General features: G+C 37.9%; 13 protein-coding genes and 1 pseudogene. 11 read left to right on the top strand and 3 right to left on the bottom strand.

Translation table 11 applies throughout. The features are described from left to right. Positions 1 to 12 precede the first annotated feature (12 nt). The 3 genes from NI467_RS07270 to NI467_RS07260 all read left to right on the top strand — a co-directional run bounded on the left by NI467_RS07270 (position 13) and on the right by NI467_RS07260 (position 3,108). Positions 13 to 876 (top strand): sugar phosphate isomerase/epimerase, encoded by an 864-nt coding sequence (locus tag NI467_RS07270; protein ID WP_253152080.1) that lies wholly within the window; start codon positions 13 to 15, stop codon positions 874 to 876. 175 nt (positions 877 to 1,051) lie between these two features. Next, positions 1,052 to 1,828, top strand: a complete 777-nt coding sequence (locus NI467_RS07265; RefSeq protein WP_253152079.1) for an SDR family NAD(P)-dependent oxidoreductase — start codon at positions 1,052 to 1,054, stop codon at positions 1,826 to 1,828. An 89-nt stretch (positions 1,829 to 1,917) separates the two neighbouring features. After that, positions 1,918 to 3,108 (top strand): MFS transporter, encoded by a 1,191-nt coding sequence (locus NI467_RS07260; RefSeq protein ID WP_253152078.1) that lies wholly within the window; start codon positions 1,918 to 1,920, stop codon positions 3,106 to 3,108. 60 nt (positions 3,109 to 3,168) lie between these two features. Here NI467_RS07260 and NI467_RS07255 read toward each other — a convergent pair whose 3' ends face one another. The 3 genes from NI467_RS07255 to NI467_RS07245 all read right to left on the bottom strand — a co-directional run bounded on the left by NI467_RS07255 (position 3,169) and on the right by NI467_RS07245 (position 6,049). Next, positions 3,169 to 4,242, bottom strand: coding sequence for a Gfo/Idh/MocA family protein (locus tag NI467_RS07255; RefSeq protein WP_253152077.1), 1,074 nt, complete (start codon positions 4,240 to 4,242; stop codon positions 3,169 to 3,171). A 142-nt stretch (positions 4,243 to 4,384) separates the two neighbouring features. After that, a complete protein-coding gene (locus tag NI467_RS07250; protein ID WP_253152076.1) occupies positions 4,385 to 4,939 on the bottom strand; it encodes a cytochrome b in 555 nt (184 codons plus the stop codon). A 180-nt stretch (positions 4,940 to 5,119) separates the two neighbouring features. Beyond that, positions 5,120 to 6,049: a LysR family transcriptional regulator gene (locus tag NI467_RS07245; RefSeq protein WP_253152075.1), complete on the bottom strand. Its 930-nt coding sequence runs from the start codon at positions 6,047 to 6,049 to the stop codon at positions 5,120 to 5,122. Between the two features lie 119 nt (positions 6,050 to 6,168). Here NI467_RS07245 and NI467_RS07240 point away from each other — a divergent pair, with 119 nt between their 5' ends. The 8 genes and pseudogenes from NI467_RS07240 to NI467_RS07205 form a co-directional block, all read left to right on the top strand. Then, complete coding sequence (locus NI467_RS07240; RefSeq protein WP_253152074.1) at positions 6,169 to 7,044, top strand: intradiol ring-cleavage dioxygenase; 876 nt, start codon at positions 6,169 to 6,171, stop codon at positions 7,042 to 7,044. Then, the gene (locus NI467_RS07235) at positions 7,044 to 7,724 is read left to right on the top strand and encodes a 3-oxoacid CoA-transferase subunit A (protein ID WP_253152073.1); all 681 of its coding nucleotides are present in this window, start codon (positions 7,044 to 7,046) and stop codon (positions 7,722 to 7,724) included. Before NI467_RS07240 ends, NI467_RS07235 begins: the two co-directional genes overlap by 1 nt. Positions 7,725 to 7,737: 13 nt before the next feature. Continuing rightward, the gene (locus NI467_RS07230; RefSeq protein ID WP_253152072.1) at positions 7,738 to 8,391 is read left to right on the top strand and encodes a 3-oxoacid CoA-transferase subunit B; all 654 of its coding nucleotides are present in this window, start codon (positions 7,738 to 7,740) and stop codon (positions 8,389 to 8,391) included. Positions 8,392 to 8,480: 89 nt separating this feature from the next. After that, entirely contained in the window at positions 8,481 to 9,695 is a 1,215-nt protein-coding gene (pcaF, locus tag NI467_RS07225) for a 3-oxoadipyl-CoA thiolase (protein WP_253152071.1), read from the top strand. 245 nt (positions 9,696 to 9,940) lie between these two features. Continuing rightward, positions 9,941 to 10,306, top strand: coding sequence for a nuclear transport factor 2 family protein (locus NI467_RS07220; RefSeq protein WP_253152070.1), 366 nt, complete (start codon positions 9,941 to 9,943; stop codon positions 10,304 to 10,306). 9 nt (positions 10,307 to 10,315) lie between these two features. After that, positions 10,316 to 11,383 (top strand): maleylacetate reductase, encoded by a 1,068-nt coding sequence (locus tag NI467_RS07215; RefSeq protein WP_253152069.1) that lies wholly within the window; start codon positions 10,316 to 10,318, stop codon positions 11,381 to 11,383. A 90-nt stretch (positions 11,384 to 11,473) separates the two neighbouring features. After that, positions 11,474 to 12,655, top strand: coding sequence for a carbohydrate porin (locus NI467_RS07210; RefSeq protein ID WP_253152068.1), 1,182 nt, complete (start codon positions 11,474 to 11,476; stop codon positions 12,653 to 12,655). Positions 12,656 to 12,816: 161 nt separating this feature from the next. After that, positions 12,817 to 13,388: pseudogene (locus tag NI467_RS07205) on the top strand (transposase); the annotation flags it as partial. Positions 13,389 to 13,467: the final 79 nt, after the last annotated feature.

The raw sequence follows: 13,467 nt of genomic DNA, 5'->3' as shown, positions 1-13,467 counted from the left end.
AAGGAAAATATCATGAATAGACCGAACTTACTTGCAGCGTATTGGACACTAGCTGGCAATGTTTATCCTGGTGCTCCAACAGAAATTAGCCCATTTACATTACAGCAGCGTGTTGAAGCAGCGTCCAAAGCGGGTTGGAAAGGAATAGGCCTTGTACTTAGCGATTTGGAAGCAACACTTAAGCAAAACAGTTTAGCTACAATTCGTCAATTATTTAAAGATAACGATATTAAATATTTCGAACTAGAGATTTTACTAGATTGGTATTTAACCGGTGATGCTCGCAAAGTATCTGATTATGAGCGTTCTAAAATGATTGAGCTCGGTGCAGAACTTGGAATGTGTAATTTGAAAATTGGTGCTAAGCCTTTTGAAAATTCTCTAAATAGTTTGGAAAACATGGCTGAGGAATTCTCTAAGTTGTGTAAGGAAGTAGCTCAGGTAAATGCAAATGTTGCCCTAGAAATTATGCCATTTTCGCGTTTAGCTACTTTAGAAGATGGCTTGAAAGTTGTTGATACTGGTGATGCTAATGGTGGATTGTGTTTAGATATTTGGCATTTAGTACGTGGTAATATCGATTTTGAAAAAATCAGAAAAGTTCCAGCTCATCTTATTAAATCTGTTGAATTAAATGATGCTAATGATGAAGTTCAAGGGGACTTATTTAACGATTCTACTCATCATCGTAGGCTCTGTGGACAAGGTTCTTTTGATATTCCTTTATTTTTGAATGAAATCAAAAGGGCCGGATTCAATCAACCTTATTATGGTGTTGAACTTATTTCACAAGATCATCGTATTTTAAGTCTTGATGAAATGGCAAAAAAATCATATGAAACTACAATTAATGCATTTAATATTGTAACTGCTTAATATAATTAATCCTCATTAACTGTTATTTATTGGGGTAAAAAATTTATATCATTATTTTAGAAAAACTGTTTTTAATTAATGATGTTTTAAATGAGTTTTCCCGCATTTAATATAAAAAATAGGAAATAAGAAAATATTTCTATTTCTATATTTGATTTAACATGGAGTTTCATAAATGAGTTTATCTCAACAAATTACATTTGATCTGCCAGAAGCAGTAATTCTTACTGGAACATCCTCAGGCCTTGGTGAAGCAATGGCAATCGCGTTGGCTGAAGCTAATGTAAAGGTTTTTGGTCTTGATATTGCAGAAAAAACAGCAGCTTTAGATGCATTAGATCATTATGAACATTTCCAAGGGGATATTACTAACCCTGAATCTTGGACTGCCCTTACCGAAGCTGTAAAAGTAGGTAATTTTAAACATGTGGGTTTAGTACCTTGTGCGGCAATTACAGATGTTGATCGTATTCTTGATGTCACACCAGATCGTATCAAAAAAGTTTTTGATGTAAATATTTTAGGCACAATTCAGGCACTTCAAGCAGCATTACCTTTAATGCTCCCAAATAAACAAGGTAGTATCGTTTTAATCGGTAGTATCTGTGCAACATTTGGAGAGCAAGGTTTACCAATTTATTCTGCATCAAAAGCAGCTGTACGTGAACTGGCACGTACAACCTCTTTGGACTATGCTCGTGATGGTATAAAGATAAATATCGTGAGCCCAGGTCCAATGATGGCTGGTTTATTTAAACGACATGTTGACTCCGTAAATGATCCAACTTTCCATCCTAAACGAGCCAATCGCCAACCGTATGGTCAAATTTTAGAAGTTGATGATGTTGCAAAAACCATTTTATTCTTACTATCTTCAGGTTCAAGCGCATTATTAGGGGCTGATCTTATGGCAGATGCTGGTTTAACAACCGGTTTTGACTTCTATAGTTAATTAATTTTGAGTTTTTTTAAAGATCTAGGATTTTTCTCTTAGATCTTTTTTTTATCTTTAAAATATAACATACTTTGTATTTTTTAATTATGACATCTAATCCTCTCTTATCTCATTCTTATTCACTTTCTAGTGTTATCTTGGCGCTAGCAATTGGTGGATTTTGTATTGGCACAACTGAATTTGTGGCAATGGGGCTGATTCAGGAAATTGCTAAAGATCTACAGGTGTCTATTCCGGATGCTGGTTATTTTATCAGTGCTTATGCATTGGGAGTCGTAATTGGAGCACCAATTATTGCGATTACATGTGCCCAGATTCCTCGCAAAAAATTGCTACTAGTGCTCATGTTATTCTATGGAATTGCTAATACTTTAACAGCTTTGGCGGATACCCCTGAAACTGTATTATTATCCCGATTTATTGCTGGACTTCCTCATGGGGCCTATTTTGGTATTGGAGCTTTAGTTGCTGCAGAACTTGCTAATCCTAATCGGCGTTCCACGGCTATAGCATTAATGATGATGGGGCTTACCATAGCTACAGTCATTGGTGTTCCTTTAGCGACATGGATTGGACAACAATTTGGTTGGCGTTCAGGTTTTATATTCTCTGCCCTTATAGCTTTTTTAACTTTAATAGCAATTATAGCTTTTGTACCCCATATCCCTGTTCACAAAACAGCGAGTATAAAAAATGAATTAGCAGGACTTAAAAATATAAATATCTGGTTAACACTAGCAGTAGGTGCGATTGGCTTTGGTGGTATGTTTTCAGTTTATAGCTATATTTCTCCAATTCTAACTGAATATACTCAAACTGATATTATCGTTGTACCTTTCGCTCTTGCTATATGGGGAATTGGAATGGTAGTAGGAGGGCTCTTAGCTGGGCACTTTGCTGATAAAAATCTCAATAAAACTATTGTGGGAGTTCTAATTAGTTCAGCAATAACTTTTTTACTTGTTAGTTTTATGATGGATTATATATTTACAGCTCTCATAGGCTTATTTTTGATTGGTATGACTGTAATTGGCTTAGCAAGCACACTTCAAATACGTTTAATGGAAGTTGCCGGTAATGCCCAAAGTCTAGCAGCATCGCTCAATCATTCTGCTTTCAATTTAGCCAATGCTTTAGGTGCTTATTTGGGAGGGGTGGTATTAACTCAAAATATGGGATGGCTTGCACCTATTCAAATCGGTTCTGCTCTAAGTTTAAGTGGATTAATTATTTTTATTATTGCTTTATTAGTTGAAAAAAATGGTCAAAAAAATTAATTCTTTATTAGTGAAATAGAAAAGCAGCTATAAATAGCTGCTTTTCTATTATATTTTACTTTAAAGAAATACTTCAACACCTTTTTTTTCAGCAGAATCAAATAATGCTGCAAGTAAAATTGAAATATTATGGGCCTGAGTGGCCGGTACTTGAGATGGCTTATCATTTTGATATGAATCTAAGAATGCGTTTAATTCACGATCGAAATAGACTGGGTTGCCAATTTCAGCAATATCTGGAGAATATTCAGTTTTCTTCGTAGCCCAAATCTCAGGGAAACTTGTCTCATGCCATTCTGTCCAACCTTCTGTAGTACCTTCGATATTACCGGTCTGATAGAGTTTGTAAGATGAGGGTAATGAGCGAGAAGACATAATACCTTCAGTACCATAAGCTGTCATATCCCAGCTTTCAGTCCAAGGAAGAACGTCCCAAGACATAAAGTCTACAACCACAATCTTATCATCGTAGTTGAGAATCGCACCTGCCGCATCTTCCCGAGACTCTTCACCTTTGAAATCTTTGAATTTGGTAATACGTGCATTTACAGATTTTGGCATGCCAAAATGATGAAGTACGCGATCAAATAAATGACAACCAATAACAAAGAATGCGCCACCAAGATCACCAGGTTGTCTCATATGCGCTGTTTCGGCTTCATTATGCGAACAACCTGCATGAGCACGAATTTGTAAAACTTTACCGATTTTACCTTGCTGAATAACATCATGCATGACGTTGATAGAAGGGGCAAAACGCCAGCAGTAACCAACCTGAACAAAGCCATTATATTCATTAACAGCCTCAACGATGCGTTGTGTATCTGCTACACCCCGGCCAGCTGGTTTTTCAACTAAAACAGCTTTTCCTGCTTGTAATGCTGCGATCGTTAGATCGGCCATTTCATAGCTTTTTGAATGAACCAGAACGATATCAATATCTGGATTACTTAAAATATCTTCTCTAGTACGTTCAGTAAGATTCAAAGCCTCACAAAAAGGTTTTAAAAGTTCGCTATGATCTGCTGCACCATAAATTTCAATATCTTGACGACGTTGTAGTGCTTTTACTCGTCCTGAGGTATGTGGGTGGGTAATACCTAAAAGTGCAACTTTTAATTTATCTTTTTGCATAGCAGAACTCCTGTAAAATCATTCCAATTTTCTATTTCGCCTAAAATTAACCTTTTATTTTATGACGTTAAAGAGCTTTTGAGGAAAAGATTATTTCATATTAGAAATAATCTTTCTTTTTAAATAGAATCAATCGCCTTTCTCATTTAGACTTAATCATGCTTCGAAGCACATTATCTTTATCAATAATATGATGCTTTAATGCAGCTACTGTATGTCCAACTATTAAAATTCCTGCAAACCATGAAAAATAAATATGTAATGGTTTAACCACTGCTAAAAGTTCAGGGTTATTCTGTATTAACCTTGGAATTTCAAAAAGATATATTACAGGAACAGGGTGTCCTGCACTCCAGCTAAATAAACAGCCTGTAAGAGGTAAGGCAATTAACATAAGGTACAGCGTAAGGTGCCCGAAATGGGCAAACTTTTTCATTATCGGTGACATGGTAATTGGCAATTCTGGTGCGGGATGGGTATAACGCCAAAGGATACGAATAACTAATAAAAAGATCAGAATAGTGGCAATATTCTTATGTAATGTTATAACATTGCCTTTGAGGGGGCCATCTATCTCATAGCTTAAAAAATTGCCACTATAAAAACCTATCAACCAAACAATAATAAAAATTACTGCCATGATCCAATGTAGAAGTTGGGCTGTACGTGTATAGTATTTAGACTTCAACGTAGACATGTTTTCTCTCTTTTAGCGGTATTATTCACTTAAAATTTTGGTTATAAAAGAATAATTGAATTAACCTGTTATAGAGGCGGAGAAAACTAGCTTGTTCAGCAGTATCTGTAAAGTCTTTCATAGAAAAACAAAATTTCTCATATGAAATTTTATTTATAAAACTACTTAAGCAGAAGGGGATTACCCAATAGACTGGATACTATTCCAATAACGTTGATATTCCTTTTTAGAAAAATCGTCAATTAGAAAGTCTATAAATAAACGGTTCTTTATAGGCATGAATTGCCTACTTTGGAAGGCAATATTGATTGTAAGTTCTGGAAGCTTCCAATCCGTTAAAATGGGAATAAGTCTTCCTTCCACAATATCTTGATAAATAATGTAAAGAGGTTGAATTAAAATGCCAGCACCGTTCAAAGCAGCAGATCTTACAATTTGACCATCATTAGTTTCCATAATGGGATGTAAGGCGAAATTTTTAACCTCATCATCTTTGTTAAAACTTAATATTCTTGGGTTATTCGCATGACTGTAGAGCAAAATGTCATGATCTTGGAGCTCTTCAATCGTTGTAGGTTTTCCTCTACGTTTTATATAATCATATGAGGCAGCTAAAATCCGGTGTGTAGTTGCTAATTTTCGAATAGTAAGATTGGAATCAGGTTCAAATTCACGAGTTCTGATAGCAATATCGATGTTGGTATCAATAATATCGTGATAACGATTTGCACCAATTAAATTGATTTTAATTTTGGGATATAGCTTATTAAATTGAAGGATTAACGGTGTGATATGCATAATTGCAAATGAAATTGATGATGTAATCGTGACCGTTCCCTCAGGTTCAACTGCAGCCGAAGTGATTAAGGACTCAGCTTGGTCAATTTCGGAAAGCAAATCTTTACATTTTTTGTAGTATTCGATTCCTAATGTGGTCAAGGATAAGCGACGAGTACTGCGTTCAATTAAGCGGACATTGAGCCTGCTTTCTAGTGCCGCGATATGCCGAGTTGCAGCAGCATTAGATATATCTAATTTTTCAGCAGCTTTATTGAGGGTTCCTAACTCTGCAACAGCAACGAATAATTCCATGCCCGTTAATCTGTCCATTTCATTCCTTCCTATTATTTCCAATATGAAATAAAGATTTTCTCAACCAATATTTTATTTCAATAATTAACAGCTTAGCATGAGAAATATAGGAGTTAGATTCATTTTATGGAAAAATTATGAAAAATTTAGATGAAAGAACAATCACTCAAGCTGTTATAGAGAGAAACTCTTCTACGTCGAATGAACGGTTAAAAGACATCATGCATTCCTTGGTGCAGCATCTACATTCATTTGCTCGCGAAGTTCAATTGACTGAAGAAGAGTGGGAAATTGGCGTGAGGTTCCTAACTGATGTTGGGCAAATTTGTAGTCCAACACGTCAAGAATTTATTCTTTTATCTGACACACTTGGTCTATCCACTTTAGTAATTGCTCAAAACCATAAAAAGCCGATTGGCTGTACTGAAGCAACAGTATTTGGTCCATTTCATGTTCAAGATGCACCTCACTTAGAGCTGGGAAGCAATATGAGTGAGGGTGTTAAAGGTACATCTTGGTTTGTAAATGGCGTCATCAAAGGAATAGATGGTCAAATTATTCCTAATGCTGAGATTGAAGTCTGGCAAGCAGATGATGAAGGTTTTTATGATGTACAGAAAGAACATCTTGAAAAATACCAAGGTCGCGCTGTGTTTCATGCTGATAAAGATGGTAAATATCATTTTCAAACTATTGTTCCCGAAGCATATCCAATTCCACATGATGGTCCGGTAGGAAAAATGCTTGAAGCATTAAATCGTCATCCTTGGAGACCTGCTCACTTACATTTCATGATTTCCGCTCCCGGCTATGAGCGATTGGTAACTCATGTATTTAAAGATGCTGGCGAATATTTGGATTCAGATACCGTATTTGGAGTACGAACTTCACTTATTGCGGAATGGGTAAAACATGAGAGTGGAACCGCTCCGAATGGTAAATACCAAAATGCACCTTTCTATACTTTAGATTTTGATTTTATCTTAAATAAGGAAAAGACAGAGGCAGTATAATGATTAATAAAACTGTGGCTTCTATTGAGAAAGTACTTTCCCAAATCAGCGACGGCTCAACCATCATGATTGGTGGTTTTGGTACAGCAGGACAACCTGCAGAATTGATTGATAGCTTAATTCAACTCGGGATTAAAGACCTCACTATCGTCAGCAATAATGCTGGTAATGGCGACTATGGTTTAGCCAAGCTACTCAAAGCGGGTGCCGTCAAAAAAGTTATTTGTTCATTCCCGCGTCAGTCCGACTCTTGGGTCTTCGATGAACTCTATCGTGCAGGAAAAATTGAGTTAGAACTGGTGCCTCAAGGCAATTTGGCCTGTCGTATTCAAGCGGGAGGTATGGGACTCGGCGCAGTGTTCACCCCAACTGGGTACGGTACCCTATTGGCCGAAGGCAAAGAAACCCGTCACATTGACGGTAAAGATTATGTGCTGGAATACCCAATCAAAGCAGACTTTGCTTTGATTAAAGCCCAACAAGGCGACCGTTGGGGTAACTTGGTCTACCGTAAATCGGCACGTAACTTTGGCCCGATTATGGCGATGGCAGCAAATGTAACCATTGCACAAGTCTCTGAAGTGGTGGACTTAGGGGCTTTAGACCCTGAACACATCATTACCCCGGGCATCTTCGTTCAACATGTGGTGCAGGTACAACCTGAACCTGTTGCTGTGTAATCAGGAGACTTTCATGAGCTATCAAAAACTCAGCCGCAACCAGATTGCTGAACGTGTGGCACAAGATATTCCGGATGGGGCTTATGTCAATCTCGGTATTGGCTTACCGACTAAAATTGCCAGTTATCTCCCATCTGGCAAAGACGTGTTCTTACATTCTGAAAATGGTTTATTGGCTTTTGGTCCACCACCTGAAAAAGATCAAGAAGATCCTGAACTGATCAATGCAGGTAAAGAATATGTAACCATGCTGCAAGGCGGTAGCTTTTTCCATCACGGTGACTCTTTTGCCATGATGCGTGGTGGTCACTTAGATATTGCCGTCCTAGGTGCCTTTCAAGTGGCAGTTAATGGCGACTTAGCCAACTGGCATACGGGTGCACCCGATGCAATTCCAGCGGTAGGTGGTGCTATGGATTTGGCTGTCGGTGCTAAAAAAGTCTTTATTACCACTGACCATGTCACCAAACAAGGTGAACCGAAGATCGTGGCTGAACTGAGCTATCCCGCGACAGGTTTGAAGTGTGTAGACCGTATTTACACAGATCTGTGTGTTATTGATGTTACGCCTGAAGGCTTAAAAGTGATTGAAAAAGTAGAAGGTTTAAGCTTTGCAGAGTTGCAGGCGGTAACGGGTGCGCCATTGATTGATGCGACCCAGGGATAATTAATCTCCCCTAAACCCTCTTTCAGAAAGAGGGAAAAATTCCCTTCTTTCAAGAGAGATATAGGGAGGTAGAAAATGGAAATTTTAAAATGAAAAACGCTTATATCGTAGATGCTATTCGTACACCATTTGGTCGCTATGCTGGTGGTTTAGCTCCAGTTCGTGCAGATGATTTGGGTGCACTGCCTATTCAAGCCTTAATACAGCGTAATCCTACTGTGGACTGGAAACAGGTCGATGACGTGATCTACGGTTGTGCCAACCAAGCGGGCGAAGATAACCGTAATGTCGGTCGTATGTCAGCATTGTTGGCGGGTTTACCGGTTGAAGTGCCTGCGACCACTATCAACCGTTTATGTGGTTCATCATTGGATGCGATTGCAATTGCTGCACGTGCCATTAAAGCCGGTGAAGCGAACTTAATCATTGCGGGCGGCGTAGAAAGCATGACCCGTGCACCCTTTGTGATGGGCAAATCAGAAAGTGCATATGGTCGTAGTCAAAAGATTGAAGACACTACTATGGGGTGGCGGTTTATCAATCCGAAGCTGAAAGCTTTGCATGGTGTAGACACCATGCCACAAACTGCAGAAAACGTAGCGTCACAATTTAACATTAACCGTGCCGATCAAGACCAGTTTGCCTTAGCAAGCCAACAGCGCACAGCAGCCGCGCAAGCCCGAGGCTTTTTTAAACATGAGGTCATCCCGGTGATCATTGGGCAACGTAAGGATGATCCGATTGTGGTCGATAGCGATGAACATCCACGCGCATTGACCACACTAGAAGGTTTGGCGAAACTCAAGCCTGTTGTCACAGTAGACGGCACTATCACAGCGGGAAACGCATCAGGTATAAATGATGGTGCTGCGGCTTTGCTGATTGCATCGGAAGATGCAATTCAACAGTACAACTTAAAACCACGTGCCAAGATCATTGCCTCTACGGCTGTCGGTGTAGAACCGCGCATCATGGGTTTTGCCCCAGCGCCAGCGATCAAGAAATTACTAAAACAAACCAATCTCACGATCGAACAGCTGGATGTGATTGAGCTTAATGAAGCCTTTGCCGCACAGGCGCTTGCCGTCACGCGTGATCTGGGTTTAGCGGACAATACAACCCAAGTGAATCCAAATGGTGGTGCGATTGCAATTGGTCATCCACTCGGTGCATCGGGTGCGCGTTTGGTGACCACGGCCCTTAACCAATTAGAACAAACGGGAGGGACGTATGCCTTGTGTTCTATGTGTATTGGGGTCGGTCAAGGAATTGCAATGATTATTAAAAGAGTAGTGAGTACTTAATCAAGAGATACTGAACTAGATAGAAGGGCTCTTATTAATTAAGAGCCTTTTTAATAATATAGAAAAATCATTTATAAAATAGAGATAGTATTATGTCTGATAAGCAATTGATTTTTAATAAATAAATTAATTTGAAGGGATTCTTTCATTTATGAAAATATTATTTCCTAAATCGTTGTTTTTTAAATTTTTTATAAAAGATACGATGAATTATAACTTGAATTATCTAGAGTATGATTAATCGAATGGAAGATATTTTAATTAAAAATCTGGAAGAAGAGCGCTTCAAAGCAATTGTTGAGCGGCGCTATGAAGATTTTGCAAAACTAGCTCATCCAGAAATGACATACACACATACAAGTGGAGTTACAGATTCTAAGGAATCATATTTGGATAAGTTGTTTGGTGGTTTCTATGATTATAAATGGATCAAACATCCAATTTCTAAAATTCAAATTATTGGTGAAGTTGCACTTGTATTTGGTGAAATGCACTCTGAGTTAGTCGCTGGAAATATTCAGAAAAGTTTAAGAAATAAGTCATTAGCAATTTGGCGTAAGGAAAACAACGCATGGCTTTTTTATGCGTACCAACCTACACCATTACCATAAGGAAAATTTATGAAAAATGAGTTTATTTATGATATTCCACAAAGCCGAGTTATTTTTGGAGCGGGATCTCTTAAAAACTTAAAAGCAGAGATTGAAGCTTTGGGAGCACAAAAGGCTTTAATTTTATCTACACCTGAGCAAGTTGAATTAGCTGAGAAAATATCAGAATTGCTCGGTAGTTCATCAGTTGGTGTTTTTCCAAAAGCAGTCATGCATGTACCAGTAGAAACTGCGAAAGAGGCAGTGGCTGTAGCAAGAGCGTTGGGTGCTGACTGTGCAATTGCAGTGGGTGGCGGTTCAACTACAGGTTTAGGTAAAGCAATTGCACTTGAGTATGATTTACCAATACTTGCTATACCGACGACTTATGCTGGTTCAGAAATGACACCTGTATATGGAATAACTGAAAATGGGATCAAGAAGACAGGTAAGGACCAGAGAGTTCTACCTAAAACAGTGATTTATGATCCTGAGTTAACTTTAAGCTTGCCTCTTGATATGTCCATCACTAGTGGGATAAATGCAATCGCTCATGCAGCTGAGGGTTTGTATGCTCAAAATGGTAATCCTATTATGTCTTTACTAGCTGAAGAAGGGATTCGTGCATTAGCTGATGGACTAAGGCTTCTCAAGAAAAATGATCAAGATATTGAAGCACGTACCTTGTGTTTATATGGTGCTTGGTTGTGTGGATATGTCTTAGGTAATGTAGGTATGGCTATTCATCATAAACTTTGCCATACGTTGGGTGGAAGCTTCAACTTGCCACATGCACCAACACATACTGTTGTACTTCCTCATGCAATTGCGTACAACGAAAAAGCAGTACCTGAGGCAATGGAGCGAATTAAACGTGCATTAGGAGCAACTGAGAGTACAGCTGCAAATGCACTATTCGATCTCGTTTCTGAGTTAGAAGGACCTACTTCTTTATCTGAACTAGGTTTAACCGAGGTAGGTCTAGATAAAGCAACGGAGATTGCATTATCTAACCCGTACTGGAATCCAAAACCTATCGAAAAAAATGCCATTCGTCATTTATTACAGAATGCATTTGAAGGGATTCGCCCTAACTAAATTTGTCAATTCTTAATTAACAAGCGTGCTTCCACTGATCTATTTATTTAGGTCAGTTGGATGTTTTTGTCTAAAAAATGGAATTTTAAAATGAAAAAGCCGCTATGGGTGTATAGTGCCGCACTACTTATGTCTTCACAATTTGTATCTGCAATAGAAGTAAATGGTTACTTCCGAACGGGTATGGGGGGGACAGATCATGGTGACATGCAAGAGTGTTTTAAGCTGACAGGTGCTCCATCAAAATACCGTTTAGGCAACGAATGTGAGCAATATGGTGAGGTATTTGCATCACAACAGTTAGCCGAGCTTTCAGATCATTCAAAAATTAATATTAATGGTATGGTTCAATTCTACAATGATTATGGTAAATCTTTGAAATTCAGTGGGGGTAGTGGATACACTCGGATGAACCAGATTTATCTGGATTGGACCAATATTTCATTTTTAAATGGGGGTAACTTTTGGGCGGGGCGACGATACTACAATCGAAATGATATCAACATGTCTGATTTCTTTTATTGGAATGAAAGTGGAACTGGTTTCGGGATAGATCACTATAAACTAGATAATTTTGCCCTTAGTTATGTTTTTTCAAGAAAAGATAATTTATTTCAGGATAAATACATCAGTAAACATGATTTCACAGTGAGTGATGTCAAGTTAAGTGAAAGAAATAAATTGAATTTTGGCGTGTCTTATATTGATCACGATAATGATGGGTGGGCTTTCACTATTCAGAATATTACGTCAAATGTTTTTAATGGTAAAAATACTGTTGTATTTCAATATGGTGAAGGATCAGGAGTAGGGTTGGGTTATACTGGGGATGTAAGTCTAAGTCGTGATAATACTGCTATCCGTATGCTTGATGTATTGGATTGGCAAAGTCCAAATAAAGTACTGAATGGGCAAGCTCAGCTCCTTTATCAAATTAATGATTACGAACAGCAAGAAGATGCAAAGTGGCTATCAGTGGGTACTCGAACATCATATGTAGTAAGCGATAATTTCAAGTTAACTGGTGAGATCGGTTATGATCAGATCAAACAAGGTAATGAAACACGTGATTTGACAAAGATCACATTTGCTCCAACATTTACTCTCCATGGGAATGGATATAATGATCGGCCAGAGCTGAGACTATACTATACATATGCATTTTGGAATGCGGCTGAACAACGGATGAGAGATTTTGTTAACCCAGGTAGTAGCTTCTATAGTACCTCCAATGGTTCAAATATTGGTATCCAATTAGAACATTCGTGGTAATTTTACCTTTAGATTGAAGTTAAGTCTTTAAAAAAGGGAATAGCTGAATAACTTCCCGCAGTTACTGTAACCCGAATCACGGATAAGAAATTGACTAAAGAAAATAAGAGGACTAGAGCCATCAGTTGAGTTGCCACACTAAACCTAACGCTCTAGTCCTGATATTTAGTAGTACCGAATTATTCTGTGAAATTGATTATTTCTTAAATTTGAAGAAATATATTGGGAATTTATCAAACAAAACTGCCATTCTTTAAGAATCAGAACTGCTCAACTGATGATCTCGGAAATCTGTTTTATCGCCATTTGGTAGAGGTATTCTCATTTTAATAATTTTTAAAGCATTCTTCATAGGGTTAAAGGAAGATAAAAACCACTTATTTAGAAGTCTACCTTATTACCAATGATTTAATGTCATAAATCATTGGTCAAAATTGCATCTAGTAGTAAAAGCACGATGGGTTGATTTTATGGTTATAAGTTACATCTTGCGATGAATCAATTTGGTGAAGTCGCTTGTTCTGCTTTATCGAATGGACATATCGCTGGCATAAAAAATGATTGGGTAATTAGTTGAAGTTTAGGTGCAAAGCTTTATGAGTAGCGTGGCTATATCAACCAAGAAATAAAAAGTAGGTTAAAAGATCAAGGGATTGATTTGATTACTTACCACAGAAAAAATATGCAGGCTGTTCAACTCAGTTCATCATATGAATATCACCTCTGTACACGACAAATTTCACAGAACCCTTATCCTATCAGGGTTCTGCCTTCTTAAAATTGCCAAAATTTCCTTAAACTCTTCTTTTTTC

Origin of the sequence: Acinetobacter sp. S4397-1, assembly GCF_024129285.1 — a bacterium.
Lineage (GTDB): Bacteria > Pseudomonadota > Gammaproteobacteria > Pseudomonadales > Moraxellaceae > Acinetobacter > Acinetobacter lwoffii_C.
Note: the sequence above shows the minus strand (reverse complement) of the source record. Positions and strands in the feature narration are given on the sequence as shown.

Bases quoted from the DNA above. Each gene is read 5' to 3' on its own strand.
- NI467_RS07270 (WP_253152080.1), top strand. From the start codon at position 13: ATGAATAGACCGAACTTACTTGCAGCGTATTGGACACTAGCTGGCAAT.
- NI467_RS07265 (WP_253152079.1), top strand. From the start codon at position 1,052: ATGAGTTTATCTCAACAAATTACATTTGATCTGCCAGAAGCAGTAATT.
- NI467_RS07260 (WP_253152078.1), top strand. From the start codon at position 1,918: ATGACATCTAATCCTCTCTTATCTCATTCTTATTCACTTTCTAGTGTT.
- NI467_RS07255 (WP_253152077.1), bottom strand. From the start codon at position 4,242: ATGCAAAAAGATAAATTAAAAGTTGCACTTTTAGGTATTACCCACCCA.
- NI467_RS07250 (WP_253152076.1), bottom strand. From the start codon at position 4,939: ATGTCTACGTTGAAGTCTAAATACTATACACGTACAGCCCAACTTCTA.
- NI467_RS07245 (WP_253152075.1), bottom strand. From the start codon at position 6,049: ATGGACAGATTAACGGGCATGGAATTATTCGTTGCTGTTGCAGAGTTA.
- NI467_RS07240 (WP_253152074.1), top strand. From the start codon at position 6,169: ATGAAAAATTTAGATGAAAGAACAATCACTCAAGCTGTTATAGAGAGA.
- NI467_RS07235 (WP_253152073.1), top strand. From the start codon at position 7,044: ATGATTAATAAAACTGTGGCTTCTATTGAGAAAGTACTTTCCCAAATC.
- NI467_RS07230 (WP_253152072.1), top strand. From the start codon at position 7,738: ATGAGCTATCAAAAACTCAGCCGCAACCAGATTGCTGAACGTGTGGCA.
- pcaF (WP_253152071.1), top strand. From the start codon at position 8,481: ATGAAAAACGCTTATATCGTAGATGCTATTCGTACACCATTTGGTCGC.
- NI467_RS07220 (WP_253152070.1), top strand. From the start codon at position 9,941: ATGGAAGATATTTTAATTAAAAATCTGGAAGAAGAGCGCTTCAAAGCA.
- NI467_RS07215 (WP_253152069.1), top strand. From the start codon at position 10,316: ATGAAAAATGAGTTTATTTATGATATTCCACAAAGCCGAGTTATTTTT.
- NI467_RS07210 (WP_253152068.1), top strand. From the start codon at position 11,474: ATGAAAAAGCCGCTATGGGTGTATAGTGCCGCACTACTTATGTCTTCA.